The organism is Paenibacillus caseinilyticus (genome assembly GCF_027533645.1).
Lineage (GTDB): Bacteria > Bacillota > Bacilli > Paenibacillales > NBRC-103111 > Paenibacillus_G > Paenibacillus_G caseinilyticus.
Map to the genome: position 1 here is coordinate 16,633 of NZ_JAQAGY010000015.1, position 25,720 is coordinate 42,352.

The window sequence follows — 25,720 nt, forward strand, 5'->3', positions numbered from 1 at the left end:
GTCAGGTCTGATGCATTCGTGCGGCAGGCCTTCTTCCGTCAGAATGCGAATTCGATATTGCCCATAAGATCCGTACCGTCCCCGCCCGTGTCTGGAAGTGAAAGACGACGGAGCTCGGTCTCCGGGTGATCGGCGATCTGGCCTAGCAGATGCGTGTAGTCCTCGGCCATCCGGCGTATGGTGCTTTTCTTGAAGAGACGGACCGCATAGCGGAAGCCTCCCTGAAGCCCGCCGGCCTCCTCAGTCATGAACAGCGTCAGATCCACCTTGGCGTCATGCGGCTGTCCTTCCGTCTCGTACGGGGCTACCTGCAGCTCTCCCGGTTCCGTTGCGCCCGTCTCCGTATTCTGGAGTACAAACATGGCATCGAACAATGGACTGCGGGAGCTGTCCCGTGCTATAGGAAGCCGCTCGATCAATTCCTCAAGCGGGTAATCTTGGTTCTGGAAGCTCTCCAGCGTGCTCCCCTTGATTTCTTCCAGATAGGCTAGGAAGGACTTGTCGGCTTGCGGAGCATACCGCAGCGCCAAGGTATTGACGAACATCCCGATCAAGCCCTCGACATCCGTATGGGTCCGCCCGGCAACCGGCGTACCGAGGATGAGATCATCCTGGCCGCTATATTTAGACAACAATACCGAGTAAGCGGCAGACAGCACCATGAACAGCGTGCTTCCGTGCTTGGCGGCAAGCTCCCCGATCCGCTGGGCAAGAGCAGACTCGATCTCGAACGCGTGATAGTCCCCTTCAAAACTGCGCACGGCAGGCCGCTCGTAATCAGTCGGAAGGTCGAGCACCGGCAGGCTGCCCCGGAAGGCATTCAGCCAGTAAGATTCCTGTGCCTGCAGACGTTCCTTGAATTCCGCGGAGTGCTGCCACACGGCGAAGTCCTTATACTGAATCCGCAGCGGAGGCAGATCCTCGCCGGCATAGAACCGGGCGAATTCCTCCTGCAGCAGCCCTGCGGACGTGCCGTCCGAGATAATGTGATGCATATCGAGCATCAGGATATGGCGCTGCGGTCCGGTGCGGATGACTCCGGCCCGGAAGAGCGGCGGTTTCTCCAGCTCGAATCGGCGGATGAAGCCACGGACGATCTCGTCGGCTTCTGACTCGGCTGCCTCGACAAGGCTGACTTCGAAGTCCACCGACGGCAAGATCCGCTGCACAGGCTCCCCGTTCACCATATGGAAGCCGGTACGGAGCGTCTCGTGCCGATCGATCAAGCGGCGGAAGGCTTCCCGGACGCGCTCGATATCAAGCGGTCCTTCGAGCAGGAGCACGCCCGGCACGTTATAACTGATCTCCGCCCCTTCGAGCTGGTGGGCCAAATACATGCGCCGCTGTGCCGAAGAAACCGGGTACACCTCTCTCTGCTCCGCCTGCGGAATCAGGCTGAGCCGCTTCTCGTCCATAGCCTCGATGGCCTCGGCGAGCTCCGCAACCGTCGGGTACCGGAACACGTCGCGCAGCGGCAGCTGCACATGCAGTTCCTTGTGCACCCGGCTGACGAGCACTGTGGCCCGCAGCGAGTGGCCGCCGATCTCGAAGAAATGGTCGCGGATGCCGACCTTGGCCAGGCCCAGCACCTCCTGCCAGATCTCCGCCAGCTTCGCTTCCACCGGCGTGCGCGGCGCTTCGTAAGCCGATCCCGCCCCCATCGAGCCTTCCGGCTCCGGCAGGCTCCGGCGGTCCACTTTGCCGTTCGGCGTCAGCGGCAGTTTATCCAGCTGTACAAAGTAAGACGGCATCATGTATCCAGGCAGAGCATGGGACAGAAGGCCTCTGATTTCCGTTACGCTGAGCTCGTGCTCCGCCACATAGTAAGCGCAGAGCAGCTTCTGCCCCGAGTCGTCGCTCCTTGCGATCACGGCGGCTTCCTTCACTTCTACGAGCCTTGTAATCGCTCCTTCGACCTCGGAGAGCTCGATCCGGTAACCGCGGATCTTCACCTGCTCGTCGATGCGTCCCTTGTACTCCAGCGTGCCGTCCGGCAGCCAGCGTACCAGGTCGCCCGACCGGTAGCAGCGTTCGCCCTCGCGGAACGGACTCGCGAGGAACTTCTCGGCCGTAAGATCCGGCCGGTTCAAGTAGCCCCGGGCTACGCCGTCCCCGCCGACGATGAGCTCGCCCCAGACGCCTACCGGCTGCAGTCTCATTTTCTTGTCGACAACGTAAGCCGTCGAGTTGCTGATCGGCGCGCCGATCGGCACTGCCGTGATCTGCTCCCCTTCGATAGGGTGGGTAGTAGAGAACGTCGTGTTCTCCGTCGGCCCGTAGCCGTTCACGATGCGCAGGTGCGGATACTCCCTCAGCGCACGGTTGATATGCGGTATGGAGAGTACGTCCCCGCCGACGATCAGCGTGCCGAGGCCATCGAACAGCCCTCTCTCCTGCTGGGACAGCTGGTTGAACAGCGGCGCGGTGAGCCACATCGTATTGATGCCGTAGCCGCGGATCGCTTCTTTCAGCTTCTTCGCATCCAGAATGTCGTCTCCCGGTATGAGATACAGCTGTCCTCCGTTCAGGAGGGCCCCCCATACTTCGAAGGTGGAAGCGTCGAAGACCACAGCACCGGTCTGCAGGATGCGCGTGTGTTCCCCAAGCTCGGCATAATTGGTGTTGTCGACGAGACGAACCACATTCTCGTGCCCGACCATTACGCCCTTCGGCTTGCCTGTCGTACCCGATGTATAGATGACATAAGCCAAATGGTCCGCGCCGGAGATCTCTTCGAGATTCGATCCGTCGCCGTGGTACACCGCTTCCTCATCCAGGGCAATCAAGCGGCAGCCGTATCCGGCAAGCTCTTGCATAGCGCTTGGCACAAGGAGCAGCTGCGCTCCCGAATCCTCCAGCATGTACCGGATGCGGTCTTCCGGATATTCCGGATCGATCGGCACATAGGCCCCGCCCGCTTTGAGGATCGCGAGCATACTGACGACCATCCCGATCGAGCGCTCGGTCATCAGACCGACGAGCGTGTCCGCTCCGACACCCGCTTCCCGCAGGGTACGGGCAAGCCGGTTCGCTTTGATATTGAGCTCCCCGTACGTCAGGAGCACATCGCCGTACACGGCAGCCGCCGCATCCGGCCTGCGAGCCGCCTGATCTTCGAACAAGGAGTGGATCGTCCGGCCCCGCGCATACTCCGCTGCCGTGGCGTTGAAGGCTTCGATAATCTCCGCCTCTTCTTCCGGTGTCGCGAGGGCAATCTCGCCGACGGTGATCTGCGGCCGGCCCGTAATTTGGGCGAGCACATGCTTCAGATGACCCATTAGGCGCTGCATGCCGGACTCGTCGAACACCCGAGGGTTATAGTCGAAGCGCACCATAAGCTCTTCGCCCGGCACCACTGTCAGAGTCAGATCGTAGTTCGTCTGCTCGGCGATATCGACGTCCGCGATATCGAGCCCGCCTTCCTCGTCGCCGCCGGCCTGCTCCATCTTCGCGTCGACCGGGAAGTTCTCGAAGGCGATGAGGTGGTTGATCAGCTCCTGCTTCTGGGAGCTCCGCGCCTGAATTTCGTAGAGCGGGTAATAATCGTACCTCGCCGACTCGAGCGCCTTCGCCTGGAGATCTTCCAGGAGCGCGGAGAACGTCGTGTCCTCCCCGCAGGCCACCCGCACCGGAATCGTGTTGATGAACAGTCCGATCATCTCCTCGATCCCCGGAATATCCGCGGGTCTTCCGGACACGACACTGCCGAAGACGACGTCGCCGGTTCCGTTGTATTTCTGGAGAAGAATACCCCACACCGCCTGCAGCAAGGTATTCAGCGTCGCCTGATGCCCCTTGGCCGTGCGGTTCATGGCCGCGGTCAGGCCGCGGTCCAGCTCGCAGAATACATGCGCCGGAGGCCAGGCCGCCTCTTCGGGCCCTGCAGGCTTCGCCTGCGGAAGCGCCGTCTGCTCTTCGTACCCCTCGAGGTACCGGGACCAGTAGGCCTCCGCCGCTTCCGCATCCTGCTTCTCCAGCCATTCGATATACCGGCTGTAAGAAGGAACGGTGGTACGCTCCGGCTGGCTGCCTGACGCATACGCGTCATAGGCTTCGAACAGCTCCTGCGTCAGCTGCGGGAGGCACCAGCCGTCCATCAGGATGTGATGGAAGCTCCAGAGCACGTGGCTCCGCTCGTCCGCCAGACGCAGCACCGTCACCCGCATCAGCGCATCCCGCTCGAGATCGAAGCCGAGGCGCTTGTCCTCCTGTACGAGCGAGCGGATGTATTCCTCCTGTGCCTCGCTTCCGAGGTGGCGGATATCTTCGCTCGCGAAGCCGATCGGCCGGCTGCGGTAGACGATCTGCAGCGGTTCGCCTTCCCCGCCGCTGTAGAAGTTCGTGCGCAGAATCGCATGGCGCGCGGCGAGTTCGTTCCAGCTTTGTGCGAAAATGACCGGATCCAGCATCCCGTTGACGTTAAACCGGGTTTGCTCGATATACGCCCCTGCATGGCGGTCCAGCGTATTGTGGAACCACATGCCTTTTTGCATCGGAGTCAGCATGTAGATATTCTCGATGTCCCCGATCCCCCGGGTCGACTCCGTAATGCGGTCGAGTTCGCTGCTGCGAAGACCCCGGAACTGGATATCGCTTGGCGTCAGCTCCGACCGTTCTTGCGCTGCGCAGTGGGCGATGAGCTCCTGCAGGCTTTCCTTCAGCAGGGAGGCCACATGTTCGATGGTCTCTGCACGGTACTCCTTGCCGCTGTAGCTGATGTCGAGGGAGAGGCGGCCTTCCGCCACCATGCCGGTGATATCCAGCGCATGGCTGCGTTCATGCAGCGGGCTTGCCTCCGCCCCGGCCGCATACGGCGAGATGCCGATCTCTCCCCCGTCCAGCTCCGCATCGAACTGGCCGAGATAGTTGAAGGAGATTTCGGGTTCCGCCCCGTGGAGCGCAAACGCATCGTTCTTCGACAAATAGCGGAGCAGTCCGTACCCGATGCCTTTGTTCGGAATGGCGCGCAGGTCCTCCTTCACCTTCTTGATCCGGGCGCCCAGGCTGCCTTCCGCTCCGGGATCGAGCAGAACCGGATACTTGCTCGTGAACCAGCCGACCGTACGCGTGATATCGATATCCTCCAGGATGTCTTCGCGCCCGTGTCCTTCGAGATTCACCAGGATGCGCGGCTGTCCGCTCCACTTCCCGATGGCTTCCGCCAGCGCCGTCAGCAGAATATCGTTCACCTCGGTGTTGTAGGCCCGGTGCACGCCCTTCAGGAGCTGTTCGGTCTCCACTTCGCTCAAGGTGAGCTGGACGGACCGGCTGTCGGTGCCCATCGAGCGCTGCGCTTCCACATCCCGCGGCAGCTTAGCCACTGCCGTCTGCTCTACTGCCTGCCAGTACGCCGCTTCGCTGTCCAGCACGCCGCTCTGCGCATAGGCAGCCAGCGCTTCGGTCCAGCTCCGGTAGGCGTCGGTCTTGAGCGGGAAGGAGATCTCTTGCCCGCTCACCGCCTGCCCATAGCCCGAGGCGACATCCTCCAGGAGAATGCGCCACGATACGCCGTCTACTACGCCGTGATGGACGGCCAGCAGCAGATGGTCCCCGTCGTCGCAGCGGAACAATCCCGCTCTGAGGAGCGGCCCCTCTTCGAGGTCCATGCTCCGCTGGATTTCGTCCGCTCTGGCTTCGAGGGCCATGGCGTACTCCGCTTGGCCGCGGTAATCCGCGATCTCCAGGCTGTACAGCGGACCCTCGCCGATGGCGCGGTTCCATGCTGTATACCCTGTGCCGCTGCGGCGGAAGACCATCCGCAGCGCGTCATGGTGCTCGGCCAGCCTGCCGAGCACGCTGCGGACAGCCGCCTCATCGAACCCGTCCGGCCGGTGAAGCATGACGGACTGGTTGAAGTGATGCAGCTCTTCCCACTCTTGGCCGAAGAACCAGGCCTGGATCGGAGCCAGCAGCGTGTCTCCCTCTACCGCCCTCTGATCGGCAATCCGCGAGGCGGACTGCAGGTGCGGCGCGAGGGCGCCGAGCGTCGGATATTTGAAGAGATCCTTGATCTCAAGCCGGTAACCGGCCGCATGCAGCCTCGACGACACTTGAATCGACTTGATCGAGTCGCCGCCCAGATTGAAGAAGTGATCGTGGAGCCCGATCCGTGCAATGCCCAGCACCGACTGCCAGACGGCGGCGAGCGCCTTCTCCGCTTCGGTGCGCGGTGCGGCATACTCCCCGTCCGTCAGCATGTGGCCTTCCGGAGCCGGCAGCGCCTTGCGATCGATCTTGCCGTTCGGCGTCAGCGGCATGCTCTCCAGCCGGACGAAGTAGGCAGGGATCATGTAGCCCGGCAGCTGCCCCGACAGCGTGCTTCTCAGCTCGCCGGCCGACAGCTCCCCTTCGGCCACGAAATACGCGGCAAGCTGCTTCTGGCCCCCTGCGTCCTCGCGGGCGATGACAATCGCCTCCTGAACGGCCGGGATGCGCAGCAGCTGCTCTTCCACCTCGCCTAGCTCGATCCGGTAGCCGCGGATTTTGACCTGGTGGTCGATCCGTCCGAGATACTCGATGCTGCCGTCCGGCAGCCAGCGGGCCAGATCGCCCGTACGGTACATGCGGCTGCCTGGCTCGAACGGATTGTCCACGAACTTCTCGGCAGTGAGGTCCGGCCGGTTGAGATACCCCCGTGCGAGACCCACCCCTGCGGCGCACAGCTCGCCCGCTACACCGACCGGCAGCAGATTCAGATTCGCATCCACGATGTAGATCCGGTGATTCTGGATCGGACGGCCGATCGGCACCGACTTCCCGCCGAATCCGTCCGTGGCGGCGCTCCAGATCGTCGTGCAGATTGAATCCTCCGTCGGGCCGTAGGCGTTGTAGTACATCACGCTGTCTTTCCACTGGTGGACGAGCTCGACAGATGCGGCGGAGCCCGCCGTCACGAGCTTCTTCAGGCTCGTCATCCGGGACGGCTGCAGGTAAGCCGCATAGTTCGGCGGCAGGATCGCCGCGGTGATGCGGTTGTCGTTCATGAACTTTTCAAAGAGCACGTAATCGAGGACCGTATCCGCATTCGGAATGTACAAGGCGGCGCCGACGAACAGCGCATGGAAGATCTCCGAGCTCGAAGCATCGAACGAGAAGCTGGCGAACTGCAGCATCCGGTCTTCGCTGCCGAGCTGCATCGTCTCCTCGACCATCACCTTGAAGCTTAACAGCCCGCGGTGTTCCACCATGACGCCCTTAGGCTTGCCCGTCGTCCCCGATGTGTAGATGATGTAAGCCAGATCGTTCGGACCGCTGACCGTCTCCGGATTCGAGACCGCCTCGGCATAAGCCTCTTCGTTGTCGATCGCCAGAAGCGTGCCGCCGAACGTGACCCCTCCGGCCAAATGGGACTGTACGAGCAGCAGGCGGGCGCCGGAGTCTTCGAGCATATAGGCGATCCTCTCCTGCGGGTACGCCGGGTCGATCGGCACATAAGCGCCGCCGGCCTTCATAATGGCGAAGATGCCGACGATCATCTCCAGCGAGCGGCCGACCATGAGGCCCACCGGCTCATCGGTGCGCACCCCTTGGCTTCGCAGCGTGTGCGCCAGCCGGTTCGCCCTCTCGTTCAGCTCGCGGTACGTCAGAGACGCGCCCTCATACACGACTGCCGTATGATCCGGTGTCCGTGCGGCCTGATCTTCGAACAAGCCGTGAATCGTCTGGTTCTGCTCGAAATCGGCCTCCGTAGCGTTGAAGGCGAAGCGGATGCGCTCTTCCTCCTCCGCTGACAGCATATCGAGCGCAGCCAGCGGCTGATCCGGCGCCTTAGCGGCGGCGGCAAGAAGCTGGCTGTAATGCCCGGCCATCCGGTTCACGGTGTCCTCTTTATACAAGGACGTCGCATATTCCAGATAGCACTCCAGCCCTTCCTCCGTCTCCGTCACATCCAGCACCAGGTCGAACCTCGCAACCGCACTCTCGCTCGGATAAGGAGCCATCGTCACCTCGCCGAGTTCGAGCTCCCTGCTCTCCGTATTCTGAAGCACGAACATCGTATCGAAGAGCGGATGACGGCTGAGATCACGGCCTGCGTGCAGCTTCTCCGTCAGCTCCTCGAACGGGTACGCTTGATGCTCGTAAGCTCCGAGCATCGTTTCGCGGATTTCGTCCAGGAATGCGCGGAACGTCTTGCCGGCCGCCGGATAGCTGCGGATCGCCAGCGTATTCACGAACATGCCGATGAGTCCCTGCAGGTCTTCGTGCGTCCGGCCTGCGCTCGGCGTACCGACCACCAGGTCTTCCTGGCCGGTGTACTTCTGGAGCATCGTCTTGTAGGCCGCGAGCAGCACCATGTACAAGGTTGCGCCCTGCTCGGCCGCCAAGCGCTGCAGCTTCGCCGCCGTTTCCGCAGGAATGCGGAACGGATGGCGTGCGCCGCCGAACTTCTGCTGAGGCGGCCGCGGGTAATCCAGCGGCATCTCCAGCACCGGCAGTTCGCCGTGGAACATGTCGAGCCAGAAGGCTTCCTGGCTGCGGCGTGCTTCCAGCTGGGTGCCGGACTGCTGCCATACGGCATAATCCTTGTACTGGATGCGCAGCGCAGGCAGCTCTTCGCCGCTGTACAGGGCGACGAACTCTTCCAAGAGCAGCTCGGTCGACACCCCGTCGGAGACGATATGGTGCATGTCGAACATCAGGATGTGGCGTTCCTCCGCAAGGCGGATCAGTCCGACCCTCAGCAGCGGCGGCTTCGCCAGATCGAATGTGCGCACGAACGCCTCCACGGCGGCAGCCGCTTCCTCTTCGCCGCACTCCAGATACTCCACCGCAAATTCCACCTGAGGCAGAATCTGCTGCACCGGCTCGCCGTCCACCAGCATGAAGCTTGTGCGCAGCGTCTCATGTCTTGCGATCACGCCGCGGAATGCTTCCTCGAACCGGGCGCGGTCCAAGGTTCCGTGCACGACCATCGTGCCCGGCATGTTGTAGTTCTGCTCCGCTCCTTCGAGCTGCTGCAGAATGTACAGACGCTTCTGTGCGGAGGACAGCGGATAATACTCGCTGGCCGCTGCCTTCGGAATGTCCACGAATTCACGCTTCTCCATGCCTTCGATCAGGCGCGCCATCGCTTCCACCGTCGAGCAGCGGAACACCTCGCGCAGCGGCAGCTCGGCTCCGAGCTCCTTGTACACCCGGCTGGCCAGCGTCGTCGCCCGCAGCGAGTGTCCGCCGCGCTCGAAGAAGTTGTCCTTGACGCCGATGCGCTCCGCGCCCAGCACTTCTTCCCACACCCGCACCAGCTTCGCTTCGAGCTCCGTACGCGGCGCCACATACTCGGCGCCCGCTGCGGCCGCTCCCTGCGGCGCCGGCAGCGCCTTGCGGTCGATCTTCCCGTTCGGCGTCAGCGGCAGCTTCGCCAGCTCCACGAAGTATGACGGGATCATATAGCCCGGCAGCGTCTGCGACAGCTTGTCGCGCAGCTCCGCCGCGCTCACCCCTTCGCCGCCGGCCGTGCCGGCTTCCGGCACATAGTACGCGCACAGCGCTTTGTTCCCGCTGCCGTCGTCGATGACGGCCACGACCGTCTCCTTCACGCCTCCCGCCTGCAGGAGCAGCGATTCGATCTCGCCGGTCTCGATCCGGTAGCCGCGGATCTTCGCCTGGTGGTCGATCCGGCCGATGAAGTCCACCTGGCCGTCTGCCGTCCAGCGCGCCAGGTCGCCGGTGCGGTACAGCTTCTCGCCCGGGGCGAACGGGCTGTCGACGAATTTCTCCGCCGTCAGGTCCTCCCGGTTCCAGTAGCCCCGCGCCACCCCGGCTCCGCCGATGCACAGCTCGCCGAGCACGCCGACCGGCACCGGGTTCAGGTACGCATCCACGATATAGAAGGCGGCATTGAGGTACGCCCGGCCGATCGGCACATTGCCCGAAGCCGGCAGGACAGCCAGCGGCTCGTCGTAGAAGCTCGAGTCGATCGCCGCTTCCGTCACGCCATAGGCGTTGATGATCCGCATCTGCGAGCCGAACCGCTCCTGGAGCGTCCGGTAGTCGGAGACGCTGCAGCTGTCCGAGCTCGTGATGAGCAGCTCCATCGAGTGGAGCGTCAGCCCCTCTTCATGCACATATTCCATGAACGGCACGATGAGCGCCGGCGTCGATTCGAATACCGTAATCTCCCGCTCCGTGATCCAGTGATGCAGACGCGCCGGGTCGATCCGGTCGTCTTTGGGGCAGATGAACATGAGTCCGCCGTTGTACAGCGTCCGGGCGATGTCCCCGACGAATACGTCGAAGGAAAAGCTTGCCAGCTGCAGCAGCCGTACCGGGAACCGGTCCAGCCGGTACTCCCTGCGGTAGCCGTCCGCCGTGTTCACGAGGCTGCGGTGCTCGATCATGACGCCCTTCGGCCGTCCGGTCGTGCCCGACGTGTAGATCACGTAGGCCAGATCGCTTGCTGCGGCCAGCGGCGTCAGGTTGGACGCGTCCCCTTCGTACAGGGAGGCGTCATCCAGGCACAGCACCGTGCGCAGCGTGCCGCCCGCTTCGCCTTGCGCCGCCGAATCCGGCTGCTGCGCCAGCTCCAGCAGGTGCGACTGCGTCAGGAGCACGGAAGCTTCGCTGTCCTCCAGCATGAGGCGGATGCGCTCCGCCGGATAGTCCGGGTCGATCGGCACGTAGGCACCGCCGGCCTTCCATACGGCCAGCGCGGCGACGACCAGATCCACGGACCGGTCGGCCAGGATGCCGACGAGACGGTCCGGCGCTACGCCTGCACTGCGCAGCCTGCGCGCCAGCACGTTCGCGCGCTCGTTCAGCTCGCGATACGACAGCTCGCTGCCCGGGTAGGCGACGGCCGCCGCTTCCGGCGTGCGCGCCGCCTGCTCCTCGAACAGCTCGTGGAACGGACGGTGCAGAGGCGCTGTCAGGCTATTCGCTGCCGGCGGGTTGAATCCATGCAGAATCTCTTCCTTCTCGCCTGCTGTCAGCATGCCGAGCGAGGCGATCTTCGCGTCCGGCTGGTGTGCGATCGAGCGAAGCAGCTCGGCATAATGGCCGGCGAACCGCTGCATCGTCTCCCGCTTGAAGAGGGCCGTCGCATATTCGACGCTGTATTCCAGGCCTTCGGCACCCTCCGAGATGTCAATGCTGACGTCGAATTTGGCCGCCTTTTGCTCGCCCTCATAGGAAGTCAAAGCGAGACCGGCCAGTTCGAACTCCTTGTTCTCCGTGTTGTGCAGGGTGAACATCGTATCGAACAGCGGATTGCGGCTGAGATCTCTGGCTACATTCAGGGAGTCAACAAGCTCTTCGAACGGATAATTCTGGTGTTCGTAAGCGCCCAGCAGCGTTGCCTTGATCTCCTCGAGGTAGGACAGGAACGTCTTCTCCGCCAGCGGATAACTGCGGACCGCCAGCGTATTGACGAACATGCCGATAACCCCCTGCAGGTCCGCATGGGTGCGTCCTGCGATCGGCGTGCCGACCACGAGGTCTTCCTGGCCGGTGTATTTGTGGAGAAGCACTTTGTAGGCGGCAAGCAGTACCATGTAAAGGGTTGCGCCGTTCTCCGCCGCAATACGGTTCAGCAGCTCGGTCTCTTGGCGGGAAACCGAGAACTCGAGCGTCTGCCCCTCATAGCTCTGGACCGCCGGACGCGGATAGTCCGCCGGCAGCTCGAGCACGGGCAGTTCGCCGCGGAATTGGTCCAGCCAATAAGCCGCATCGCCCGCGAGACGCTCTCGCTGCGCAGCGGATCCCTGCCATACGGCATAATCCTTGTATTGGATACGCAGCGGAGGAAGCGATTCGCCCGCATAGAGACTCACGAATTCTTCGACGAAGATATCCATGGATACCCCGTCGGAGATGATATGGTGCATGTCAAAGAGCAGGATATGGCGGTCATCGCCGAGTTCCACTAAGCCGACGCGGAGCAGCGGAGGCTGTTCGAGCTCGAAGGTGCGTACGAATCTCTCGAGCACGGAAGCCGCTTCGCTCTCGTCCGCCCTGCCGTACTCCACCGCAAAGTCCACTTCGGCGTGTACGCGCTGCACCGGCTCGCCGGCAGCCATCTCGAAGCCGGTCCGCAGGGAGTCGTGTCTTGCGATAAGCGCACGCATCGCGCCTTCGAAGCGCTCCTTGTCGAGGCGGCCTTCGACCAGCAGGGCGCCCGGCATATTGTAGCTGAGCTCCGCGCCTTCCAGCTGGTGCAGGATATAGAGCCGCTTCTGCGCCGAGGATACCGGATAGACATCCAGCTGCGGAGCTGCAGGAATGGCGCTGTAGGCCTCCTCCTCCAACTGTCCGATCCGCTGGGCCAGCTCCGCCAGCGTCGGATACGCGAAGACGTCCTTGAGCGGCAGCGTCACATTCAGCTCCCGTCCGACCCGGCTCGCCAGAGCCGTGACCCGAAGGGAATGCCCGCCGAGTTCGAAGAAATGGTCGGTTGCGCCGACCTTCCCGGTCCCGAGCACATCCTGCCAGATCTCGGCCAGCTTCGCCTCCAGCGGCGTACGGGGTTCCACGTAGCTCGCCCCTGTCAGCATGCCGCCCTGCGGCGCCGGCAGCGCTTTGCGGTCGATCTTGCCGTTCGGCGTCAGCGGCATCTGCTCCAGCTGCACGAAGTGCGACGGGATCATATAGCCCGGCAGCTCGGAGGCCAGAGCGGTGCGCAGCTCCAGAATTGTCAGCTCGCGGACGGCGGTGTAGTAAGCGCAGAGCTGCTTCTGCCCCGCCTCGTCGTCCCGGGCGGTGACGGCCGCTTCCAGCACGCCTTCCACCTTGCCGAGCTGCGTCTCGACTTCGCCAAGCTCAATGCGGTAGCCGCGGATCTTCACCTGGTCGTCGATCCGGCCCAGGTATTCGATCGTGCCGTCCGGCATCCAGCGGACGAGGTCACCGGTGCGGTACATGCGCTCGCCCGGATAGAGCGGATCCGCCACGAACTTCTCGTCCGTGAGCTCCGGCCGGTTGAGGTAGCCTCTCGCCAGGCCTACGCCGGCGATGCACAGTTCCCCGGCCACGCCGACGGGCTGCAGCTTCAGGCCTGCGTCCATCACATAGATCCGGTGGTTGGCCAGCGGCCGGCCGATCGGAACGGTCTTCAGCCCGGAGAGATCCTCCGGCGCCTTCCAGACCGAAGTGACGATAGAAGCCTCCGTCGGTCCGTACGCGTTGAAATACGCCACATGCTTCTTCCACTGCTCGACGGTATCCAGGGAAGCCGCCGATCCGCCCGTAATCAGGGTGCGGAAGCCCGGCATGTTCTCCGGATTCAGGTAGGCCGCGTACGTCGGCGGCAGAATCGCCGCCGTGATGCCGTGCTCGGCCATGAAGCGCTCGAACAGGCGGTAATCCAGAATCGTGTCAGCCGTCGGGATGTAGAGCGCAGCCCCGAAGAACAACGCCTTGTAGATCTCCCAGCACGACGCGTCGAACGAGAAGCTCGCGAACTGTACGATCCGGTCGTTCTCCGTGATGCCGAGCGTGTCGCGGAACATCAGCTTCAGCGAGACCAGACCGTGATGCTCGACCATGACGCCTTTCGGCTTGCCGGTCGTGCCTGACGTGTAGATCACGTAGGCCAGGTGATCCGGTCCGGCCGCAGGCTCCAGGCTCGAGCCGTCGGCGTGGTAGGCCTCCTCTTCGTCCAGCGCGATGAAGGCGCCGCCGAATGGCACGCGCTCCTGCAGACGGCGCTGCGACAGAAGGACGGAAGCACCCGAATCCTCGAGCATATACCGTACGCGCTCTTGCGGATACTGCGGATCGATCGGCACATAAGCGCCGCCGGCCTTCAGGATGCCGAGCAGACCGACGATCATCTCGGCGGACCGCTCCGTCATGAGACCGACGATGGCGTCCGGCTGCACGCCCTGCCCGCGCAGGGTGCGCGCCAGCCGGTTCGCCCGCTCGTTGAGCTCGCCGTAGGTCAGCGTCTGCCCTTCGAACACGACCGCCACCGCTTCCGGACGGCGGGCCGCCTGCTCTTCGAACAGGCCATGAATCGTCTGCTCGGTCGGGTACTCCGCAGCCGTGTCGTTGAAGACGCCGAGAATCTCGGCTCTCTCTTCCGCCGTAGCCAGCTCCAATGCGCCAATCGGCGTCTCTGGCTTCGCAGCCGCCTGTTCCAGCACTTGGCGCAGATGTCCGAGCATCCGCTTCATGCCCTCGCGGCCGAATACCGCCGCGTTGTAATCGAAGCGGACCGCCAGCTCCTCGCCCGGCATGACCGTCAGCGTGAAGTCGTAGTTCGTGTGCTCCTGAATCTCGACGTCCGCGATTCGGAGGCTGCCGGCCGCATCGCCGGACCGCTCCATCTCCTCGTCCACCGGGAAGTTCTCGAAGGCCAGCACATGCTGGATCAGTTCCTGCTTCTGCGCAGTTGCCGCCTGAATCTCGTAGAGCGGGTAATAGTCGAACCGTGCGGATTCGAGCGCTGCTTCCTGCAGCCTGCCGAGCAGCTCCGCGAACGACTCTTCCCCAGCGCAGGCCACGCGGACTGGAATCGTATTGATGAACAGACCGATCATCGCCTCGATGCCTTCGATCTCCGCCGGACGGCCCGAGACGACGCTGCCGAACACGACGTCTTCCGTGCCGTTGTACTTCTGGAGAAGCACGCCCCAGGCAGCCTGTACGAGCGTGTTCACCGTCACCTGGCACCGCTTGGCGGTACGCTGCATGAGATCGCTGAGCCCCCGGTCCAGCGTAACGAGCAGATGCTCCGCCTCGTATGCGGCACCCGGCTTCGCGGTTCCCTTCAGCGGGAGCAGGGTCTGGTTGTCATAGCCGGCCATGTAGCCCTTCCAATAGGCGCCGGCCGCTTCCCGGTCCTGCCGCTCCAGCCATCCGATATAATCGCCGTACGCAGCCGATGTTTCCTTAAGCGCCGAGCCTCCGCCGGCATACGCTTCATAAGCTTCAAGAAGCTCCTGCGTCAGCTGCGGAAGGCACCATCCGTCCATGAGGATGTGGTGGAAGCTCCACAACACCTCGTGGCGGTCTTCCGCCGTCCGCAGCACTTGGACGCGCATCAGCGCATCCTGGTCGAGACGGAAGCCGCGGGTGCGGCTCTGCTCCTCCAGCTCCGACAGATAGGCGGCATATTCGACTGGCGACAAGCCGCTTACATCCGTGCAGCCGTACTCCACCGGCCGTTGACGGAACACCACCTGCAGCGGTTCGCCCCCGAAGCTGGTGTGGAACCCGGTACGCAGTACCGCATGGCGCGCGGCCAGCGTGTTCCAGCTCTTCTCGAACAGAACCGGATCGAGCTGTCCTGCAAGGGTCAGCCGGGTCTGTTCGTAATACGCGCCCGCCTCGCGGTCCAAAGCACTGTGGAACCACATGCCCTGCTGCATCGGCGTCAGCGAGTAGATGTTCTCAATCTCCCCGATCTCCCGCGTACGGGATTCGAGATGCTCGAGTTCCTCGGCCGTCAACCCGGCGTACTGCACATCGCTCGGTGTGAGTTCCGGACGTTCTTTTGCCGCGCAGTGGGCGATGACAGTAGAGAGGCTCTCCTGCAGCAGAGCCGCCAGCGATTCGATCGTGCTCTTGTCGTACTCCGCAGGACTGTAGCTGATATCAAGACTCAACGAGCCTTCGGCGACCATCCCCGTGATATCGAGCACGAAGCTGCGCGGCTGGCGTCCGCTTGCCGCCTCTCCGCTGCCGTAAGGCGACATTCCAATCGCCCCGCTGTCGTCCTGCGCATCGAACTGGCCGAGATAGTTGAAGCCAATCTCGGGTTCGGAGCCCCATGGGAACTCCTCCGCCCCCGGACGCAGATACCGGCACATGCCATAACCGATGCCTTTGTTCGGAATGCGGCGCAGGCTTTCCTTCACCCGCTTGATTCTCCGCCCGAGCTCCTCGCCATGCGGCACTTCCAGAAGCAGCGGGTACTTGCTGGTGAACCACCCTACCGTACGGGATACATCCACATCCGTCAGGATCGACTCGCGCCCGTGCCCTTCAAGATTGATCCGCATCCGCTCCATCCCGCCCCACTGCGCTACAGCCGTACCGAGCGCCGTCAGCAGGATGTCGTTCACCTCGGTGCGGTAAGCCTGATTCGCCTGCTGCAGCAACTGCCGGGTCTCATGACTGCTGAGCTGCACGACCACCGACTCGCTGTCCGCCTGCAGCGGCGTGTCAGCGAACCGGTCTCTCGGCAGCGGCGGCACGGCCGCTTGATCCGCTTCGAGCCAATAGGCCAGCTCCTCCTCCATCGCCGGGGACTGGGCGTACTCGGCAAGTGCCGCCGACCAGAGGCGGTAGGCATCGGTCTTCGCCGGGAATCGCAGCTCTTCGCCGCGCACCGCCTGCTCGTAACCTGTCGAGAGATCCTCGAGGAGAATGCGCCATGACACGCCGTCCACCGCACCATGATGGATGACGAGCAGCAGGTGGTCGCCGTCCGGGCAGCGGAACAAGCCTGCCTTCAGCAGCGGCCCCGCTTCGAGGTCGATGCTGCGATGGATGGCGTTCGCCCGCGCCTCGACCGCTTCCGTGCAGTCGTCCAGGCTCCGGAAGTCGGCGACTTCCAGATGAACCAGCTCTCCTTCGCGGATTCCGCGGTTGCGGGCTTCCACTCCTTGCTCCGTCTGCTTGTATACGATCCGCAGCGCATCGTGATGCTCCGCCAGCTTGCCGAGCACCAGTCTCAGCGCCTCTTCGTCGAACCGCTCCTTGCGAAGCAGCATCACAGCCTGGTTAAAATGCTGCGGCTGCGGAGGCTGCTGCCCGAAGAACCACCGCTGAATCGGAGGCAGGGTCACGTCACCCGTCACTTCGCCCTGATCGGCGATCCGCGTGAGAGGCTTCAGATGAGCGCCGAGCTGGGCGATCGTCGGGTATTTGAACAGATCCCGGATCTCCAACCTATAGCCTGCCCCATGCAGCCTCGACGACACTTGGATGGACTTGATGGAGTCCCCGCCGAGCTCGAAGAAATGATCGGTAACGCCGACGCGGGAGGTACCCAGCACTGCCTGCCACACATCTGCGAGCGCCTTCTCTTCAGGCGTGCGCGGAGCGACATATTCGCCGTCCCTCAGCATGCTCTCCTCCGGAGCCGGCAGCGCCTTCCGGTCAATCTTGCCGTTCGGCGTCAGCGGCATGCGCTCCAGCTGAACGAAGAAGGACGGTACCATATAGCCCGGCAGCTGCGCAGCCAGGGCCGCTCTCAGCCCTCCTGCCGTCAACGCCTGCTCCGCCGTGAAATAAGCGCAGAGCTGCTTTTGTCCCGCCGCGTCTTCATGGGCGATCACGATCGCTTCCTGCACGGATTCCGTCTTCAGCAGCTGCTCCTCGATTTCGCCGAGCTCGATGCGGTAGCCGCGGATCTTCACCTGATGGTCGATCCGGCCGAGATACTCGACCGTGCCGTCCGGCAGCCAGCGGGCCAGATCGCCCGTGCGGTACATGCGCCCGCCCGACTCGAACGGATTGTCGACGAACTTCTCCGCCGTCAGGTCGGGGCGGTTCAGATAGCCCCGGGCCAGACCCGCGCCCGCCACGCACAGCTCTCCCGCCGCACCTACCGGCAGGAGCTGCCCGTAGCTGTCGACCATATAGAGACGGTGATTCGGCAGCGGTCCCCCGATCGGGACGGACTTGCCGAGCTGCGAGTCATCCGCCTGCCAGATCGTCGAGCAGATGGAATCCTCGGTCGGACCGTACGCGTTGAAATACGCCACGCTGTCCTTCCACTGCTGCACGAGCTCCACCGATACCGCGGATCCGGCGGTAATCAGCTTCTTCAGCGCCGGCAGACGCTCCGGCTGCAGATAGGCCGCATAGCTCGGCGGCAGCGTGGCCGTCGTGATCTCCTGCTCGTTCATGAAGCGCTCGAAGGCGGCATAATCCAGAATCGTATCGGACGAAGGAATATGCAGCGATGCCCCGAAGTAGAGGGCGCCGAGCATCTCCCACACCGACGCGTCGAAGGAGAGGGAGGCGAACTGGATCACCCGGTCCTCCGCGCTCATACGCAGCGTCTGCTCCAGCATGACTTTCAGGCTGACCAGTCCGCGGTGCTCGAGCATAACCCCTTTTGGCTTGCCCGTCGTCCCCGATGTATAGATAACATAAGCGAGATCGTCAGGCGTGCCGCCGTACTGCGGATTGGTACCGTCCGCAGCATATACCGACTCGTCGTCCACCGCCAGCACCCGGCCGCCGAAAGACACCTGTCCCCGCAGTTCCGTCTCGGTGAGCAGCACCCCGGCACCCGAATTGTCCAGCATGTAGCGGATCCGGTCTTCGGGATACTCGGGATCGATCGGCACATAAGCGCCGCCAGCCTTCAGTACAGCGAGCACCGCAGCGACCATATCCGCCGAACGGCGGACCATCAGCCCTACCAGCGAGTCCTTCGCCACGCCTTCGCCGCGCAGCGTCCGCGCCAGCCGGTTCGCCCGTTCGTTCAGCTCGCGGTAGGTCAGCCTCTGCCCCTCGTATACGACCGCGAGGGCATCCGGCGTCCGCTCTGCCTGCTCTTCGAAGAGACCGTGGATCGTCTGCTCCTGCGGGTAGTGGGCATCGGTCCCGTTGAATCCTCCCTGCAGCAGTGCAAGCTCACTCTCCGTCAGCATCCCCAGCAGAGCGAGCGGCTTCGACGGCGCTTCCCCGATCGATTCGAGCAGCTGCCCGAAGTGCTTCGCGAACCGTTCCATCGTCTCCGGCTTGTACAGCGCCGAAGCGTACTCGAGACGGCACTCCAGCCCGCCTCCTTGCTCGGTCATATCCAGCGTAAGATCGAATCTCGCCGCATTGTACTCCTTCGGATAAGCGGCAAGCTCCAGTCCGCGCAGGTCCGCTTCCTTGTTCTCCGTGTTCTGCAGGACAAACATCGTATCGAACACCGGATTACGGCTGAGGTCGCGGGCGACCTGCAGCTTTTCGACGAGCGACTCGAACGGATACTCCTGGTTCTGGTACGCGCCGAGCATCGTCTCTTTGATTTCATCCAAATAGGCGGTGAACGGTTTGGTTCCGGCCGGGAAGGAGCGGACCGCCAGCGTGCCGACGAACATCCCGATGAGCCCCTGCAGATCCTCGCGGGTTCTTCCGGCGATCGGCGTGCCGACGGCGAGATCCTCCTGCCCCGTATATTTGTGGAGAAGGGTATTGTAGGCCGCGAACAGCGCCATGAAGAGCGTCGCCCCGCGGTCCGCTGCGATCGTCTTCAGTCTCTGCACAACGTCCGGCGCGATAGCGAAAGTGACTACGCCGCCGTCGAAATTCTGTACGGCAGGCCTTGCATAGTCCAGCGGCATCTCCAGCACCGGCAGCTCGCCGCGGTACATCTCGAGCCAGTAGGCTTCCTGCGCCCGGATGCGCTCCTGTTCGGCGGCGGACTGCTGCCATACCGCGTAATCTTTGTATTGCAAGCGCAGCTCGGGCAGTCCTTCTCCGCTGTATAGCGCGGTGAATTCGTCCACGAGAAGATCCGTCGATACGCCGTCCGAGATGATGTGATGCATGTCGAAGAGGAGAATATGGTGATCCTCCGCGATCCGCAGGAGACCGACGCGCAGCAGCGGCGGCTGGGTCAAGTCAAAGGTGCGCACGAACGCTTCCACGGCCGCTTCGACTTCGGGTTCCCCTTCCTGGCCGGCAGCCTCCAGATACTCCACTTGGAAGTCCACCTGCGGGTGAATACGCTGCACCGGCTCGCCGTTCACGAGCTCGAAGCCCGTGCGCAGCGTCTCGTGCCGCGCGATCACGCCGCGGAATGCTTCCTCGAACCGGGTGTAATCCAGACGGCCCCGGATGACCATCGTGCCCGGCATGTTGTAGTTCTGCTCCGCTCCTTCGAGCTGCTGCAGAATGAACAGACGCTTCTGTGCGGAGGACAGCGGATAATAATCGCTGGCCGCTGCCTTCGGAATGTCCACGAATTCACGCTTCTCCATGCCTTCGATCAGGCGCGCCATCGCTTCCACCGTCGAGCAGCGGAACACCTCGCGCAGCGGCAGCTCGGCTCCGAGCTCCTTGTACACCCGGCTAGCGAGCGTCGTCGCCCGCAGCGAGTGTCCGCCGCGCTCGAAGAAGTTGTCCTTGACGCCGATGCGCTCCGTGCCCAGCACTTCTTCCCACACCCGCGCCAGCTTCGCTTCGAGCTCCGTACGCGGCGCCACATACTCGGCGCCCGCTGCGGCCGCTCCCTGCGGCGCCGGCAGCGCCTTGCGGTCGATCTTCCCGTTCGGCGTCAGCGGCAGCTTCGCCAGCTCCACGAAGTACGACGGGATCATATAGCCCGGCAGCGTCTGCGACAGCTTGTCGCGCAGCTCCGCCGCGCTCACCCCTTCGCCGCCGGCCGTGCCGGCTTCCGGCACATAGTACGCGCACAGCGCTTTGTTCCCGCTGCCGTCGTCGATGACGGCCACGACCGTCTCCTTCACGCCTCCCGCCTGCAGGAGCAGCGATTCGATCTCGCCGGTCTCGATCCGGTAGCCGCGGATCTTCGCCTGGTGGTCGATCCGGCCGATGAAGTCCACCTGGCCGTCTGCCGTCCAGCGCGCCAGGTCACCGGTGCGGTACAGCTTCTCGCCCGGGGCGAACGGGCTGTCGACGAATTTCTCCGCCGTCAGGTCCTCCCGGTTCCAGTAGCCCCGCGCCACCCCGGCTCCGCCGATGCACAGCTCGCCGAGCACGCCGACCGGCACCGGGTTCAGGTACGCATCCACGATATAGAAGGCGGCATTGAGGTACGCCCGGCCGATCGGCACATTGCCCGAAGCCGGCAGGACAGCCAGCGGCTCGTCGTAGAAGCTCGAGTCGATCGCCGCTTCGGTCACGCCATAGGCGTTGATGATCCGCATCTGCGAGCCGAACCGCTCCTGGAGCGTCCGGTAGTCGGAGACGCTGCAGCTGTCCGAGCTCGTGATGAGCAGCTCCATCGAATGGAGCGTCAGCCCCTCTTCATGCACATACTCCATGAACGGCACGATGAGCGCCGGCGTCGATTCGAATACCGTAATCTCCCGCTCCGCGATCCAGTGATGCAGACGCGCCGGGTCGATCCGGTCGTCTTTGGGGCAGATGAACATGAGTCCGCCGTTGTACAGCGTCCGGGCGATGTCCCCGACGAATACGTCGAAGGAAAAGCTCGCCAGCTGCAGCAGCCGTACCGGGAACCGGTCCAGCCGGTACTCCCTGCGGTAGCCGTCCGCGGTGTTCACGAGGCTGCGGTGCTCGATCATGACGCCCTTCGGCCGTCCGGTCGTGCCCGACGTGTAGATCACGTAGGCCAGATCGCTTGCTGCGGCCAGCGGCGTCAGGTTGGACGCGTCCCCTTCGTACAGGGAGGCGTCATCCAGGCACAGCACCGTGCGCAGCGTGCCGCCCGCTTCGCCTTGCGCCGCCGAATCCGGCTGCTGCGCCAGCTCCAGCAGGTGCGACTGCGTCAGGAGCACGGAAGCTTCGCTGTCCTCCAGCATGAGGCGGATGCGCTCCGCCGGATAGTCCGGGTCGATCGGCACGTAGGCACCGCCGGCCTTCCATACGGCCAGCGCGGCGACGACCAGATCCACGGACCGGTCGGCCAGGATGCCGACGAGACGGTCCGGCGCTACGCCTGCACTGCGCAGCCTGCGCGCCAGCACGTTCGCGCGCTCGTTCAGCTCGCGATACGACAGCTCGCTGCCCGGGTAGGCGACGGCCGCCGCTTCCGGCGTGCGCGCCGCCTGCTCCTCGAACAGCTCGTGGAACGGACGGTGCAGCGGCGCTGTCAGGCTATTCGCTGCCGGCGGGTTGAATCCATGCAGAATTTCTTCCAGTTCACTGGAAGAAACGATAGGAAGCAAGGCGATCTTCGACTCCGGCGCTTCCCCGATCGAGCGGAGCAGCTCGGCGAAGTGCCCGGCGAACCGCTGCATCGTCTCCGGCTTGAAGAGAGCCGTCGCATACTCCAGCGTATAAGCGAATCCTTCGCCTTCCTCCACGATGTCCAAGCTGAGGTCGAATTTGGCGATATTCTGTCCGCTCGGATAAGGGGAGAGCGTCAAGCTCCCCAGACGCAGTTCCTTGTTCTCCGGCGTATGCAGCGAGAACATTGTATCGAACAGCGGGTTGCGGCTGAGATCCCTCGGCAGGTTCAACCGGTCCACCAGGTCCTCGAATGGGTAGTTCTGGTGTTCGTAAGCGCCGAGTGACGCCTCCTTGATCTCTGCCAGGTAAGACAGGAAGGTCTTCTCGGCAGCCGGATAGCTGCGCACCGCCAGCGTGCCGACGAACATCCCGATCAGCCCCTGCAGGTCCCCGTGCGTCCGTCCGGCCACCGGTGTGCCGACCACGATATCTTCCTGCCCCGTATATTTGTGCAGCAGAACCTTATAGGCCGCAAGCAGCACCATATACAGCGTCGTCCCGGATTCGGCGGCCAGGCGGCGCAGCGAGGCACCGGTTGCCGGATCGAGCATGCCTTCGAACACGCTTCCCTCATAGCTCTGTACAGCCGGACGCGCATAGTCGGCCGGCAGTTCAAGAACGGGAAGCTCGCCGCCGAACCGCTCCAGCCAGTACGCCTCTTCAAGGCGGAGCTGCTCCTGGACCGCATCGGTTCCTTGCCATACGGCATAGTCCTTGTATTGTATGCGCAGCGGAGCCAGTTCCTCGCCTGCATAGAGCCGGCCCAGCTCGTCCACGAGCACGTCGGCAGAGACGCCGTCGGAGACGATGTGATGCAGATCGATGAGCAGAATATGGCGCTCTGCCCCCAGCCTGACCAAGCCTACGCGCAGGAGCGGCGGCTTCGCGAGATCGAAGGTGCGTACGAAGCTGCGGACAAGCTCTTCGGCCCCGGCTTCGTCCGCCTCGTTGTATTCCAGCTCAAAATTCACCTCCGCATGGATCCGCTGCACAGGTTCTCCGTCCTTCATCCCGAATCCGGTGCGCAGCGACTCATGACGGGCGATCAGCGTACGGAACGCTGCTTCCAAGCGATCCCGGTCCAGCGGACCTTCCAGAAGCAGCGCTTCCGGCATGTTGTAGGTTTGCTCGGCCCCTTCGAGCTGCTGCAGAATGAACAGACGCTTCTGCGCAGAAGAAAGCGGGTATGCTTCGAGGAGCGGAGCCGCCGGAATCGCACGGTACGCCTGCGCCTCCAGCCGGCTGACCGCTTCCGCCATGCCCTCAACGGTCGGTGCGCTGAAGACATCACGGAACGGCAGCTCCACGTTCATCTCTTCGTACAGCTTACCGATCAGAGAGGCTGCGCGGAGCGAGTGCCCGCCGAGCTCGAAGAAATTATCGTGAACGCCGACCTTCGGCACGCCGAGCACTTCTTGCCAGATGGCGGCCAGCTGCGCTTCCAGCGGCGTGCGGGGTTCCACGTAAGGCGTCCCGCTTGATGTTCCGGCGGTTGGAGCAGGCAGTGCCTTCAGGTTGATCTTGCCGTTCGGCGTCAGCGGCATCCGCTCGAGCTGAACGAAGTGCGACGGGATCATATACCCCGGCAGCTCCGCCGACATGGCGCTGCGCAGCTCGGCTGCGGACAGCTCGCGCTCCGCCGTGAAGTAGGCGCAGAGCTGCTTTTGGCCTGCTTCGTCGTCGATGGCCGTCACAGCCGCTTCCAGCACGCCATCCGCCTTCGCCAGCTGCGCTTCCACCTCACCGAGCTCGATGCGGTAGCCCCGGATTTTGACCTGATGGTCGATCCGGCCCATATACTCGATCGTTCCGTCAGGCAGCCAGCGGACCAAGTCGCCGGTGCGGTACATCCGCCCGCCTGCAAGGTACGGGTCTTCCACGAACTTCTCGCTCGTCAGCTCCGGCCGGTTCAGATACCCGCGGCCGACCCCGACGCCCCCGATGCACAGCTCACCGGGGACGCCGACAGGCAGCACATTCAGGCTTCCATCGAGCACATACAGACGGTGGTTGGCAATCGGACGCCCGATCGGCACCGTCTTGGGCACGGCGCCTACGGACGGCGCTGCCCATACGGACGTGACAATGGACGCCTCCGTCGGTCCGTAAGCGTTAAAGTAAGATACGCGTTCCTTCCACTGCTGGACGAATTCAGGCGAAGCGGCGGAGCCGCCCGTCACCAGCGTACGGAAGCCCGGCATGCTGTCCGGATGGAGGTATGCCGCATAGGTTGGAGGCAGGATCGCTGCCGTGATCCCGTTCTCCGCCATGAAGTTCTCGAATTTGCGGTAATCGAGGATCGTCTCGGAAGAAGGGATATACAAGGCCGCTCCGAAGAACAGCGCTTTGTAGATTTCCCAGCACGAGGCATCGAAAGAGAAGCTGGCGAACTGCACGATCCGATCCTGCTCGGTAATTCCCAGCGTATCGCGGAACATGATCTTCAGAGACACGAGCCCGCGGTGCTCGACCATCACGCCCTTCGGCTGGCCCGTGGTTCCGGACGTATAGATGACGTAGGCGAGATTGTCTTGGCCTGCTGCCGGCTCCAGGTTCGAGTCGTCCGCACTGTAGATGCGCTCCTCGTCCAAGGCTGCAAGTACGCCGCCGAACGTGGCGCGGTCTTCCAGATGGCGCTGTGTCAGCAGCACTTTCGCACCCGAGTCCTCCAGCATGTAACGGATCCGGTCTTCCGGGTACCCCGGATCGATCGGCACATAGGCACCGCCCGCCTTCAGGACCGCCAGCAGGCCGACGACCATGTCCACCGACCGCTCGGTCATCAGGCCGACGATGGAGTCCGGCTGTACGCCGAGATCACGGAGCGTCCGCGCCAGGCGGTTGGCCCGCCCGTTGAGCTCCGCGTAGGTCAGCTGCCGTCCTTCGCAGACGACGGCGACCGCTTCAGGACGGCGCGACGCTTGTTCCTCGAACAGCCCGTGAATCGTCTGTCCGCGCGGGAAGTCCGCCGCCGTATCGTTGAAGGTCTCGAGTATCGATGTCTTCTCTTCCGGGGCGAGAAGCTCCGCCCGGCCTACCGGCAGGTCCAGATCTGCCAGCACCGAAGCGAAGAGTGTCTCCAGATGGCCCGCAGCCGCCTTCATGAACGCTTCGCTATATAGACTTTCGTTATATGCAATCCCGTAACGGATCTGCTCATCCGCTATCTCGAAGCCGAACTCCACATCGGCCGTTACATTCTGGCGCGAATCGTCGCCGTGCAGGCCTTCGAGCGATACAAGAGTATGCACGATCGGTACGCCGCTGTCCGTATGGAGCATCTGCAGGCGTTCCGTCAGCAGGCGGAACGGGATATTTTGATGCTTCACGCCTTCCGTCACGGACGTCTTGACCGCATTCAGCAGCTCGCGGAAGGTGGTGTCCGCGCTTACCGCGCTTGAGACCGGTATCGTATGGTTGAGATATCGCCGCGCATCGTCCGCACGCTTGACGATCGGCATGCCTGTCACGATGGATGGGCTGCCTGTATATCGGTAAAGAAGGCAGTGGACCCCCGACAGCAATATCATATAGGCTGCAAGGTGGGATCCTCTGCTCATCTGAATAATCCGCTGGGATTGTTCCCCGGGCAGTACGCCTCGAAGGGAACGCAGGTTGTTCTGGGTTTGGGCCGGGGCTTCCGTATAAGGGATCATTGTCAGCGTATCTTCGTCACCCTCGAATACTTCGTTCCAATACAAGGTTTCTTTCTCGAATGCCACAATCCTTGTCTCCCCTCTAATGTAAGCAAGCTATGTCATTCACGCTATAACATCTACGGTATGTAATTCCCGTCCGTCCCGGCCGGCCGGACCGGGAGCGCAGGTGTCACCCCGTCGCTCCCCCCTTGCCGTCCACGCGTTTCACGAACGCGCTCTTCCGGCGGACGGGCTGA

The 25,720-nt window shown here is 63.3% G+C and carries 1 protein-coding gene; it reads right to left on the minus strand.

Features of this window, described 5'->3' with window-relative positions; all coding sequences use genetic code 11:
* Positions 1–38: 38 nt before the first annotated feature.
* Positions 39–25,547: a non-ribosomal peptide synthase/polyketide synthase gene (locus O9H32_RS20725; protein ID WP_269868036.1), complete on the minus strand. Its 25,509-nt coding sequence runs from the start codon at positions 25,545–25,547 to the stop codon at positions 39–41.
* Between the last annotated feature and the right edge of the window lie 173 nt (positions 25,548–25,720).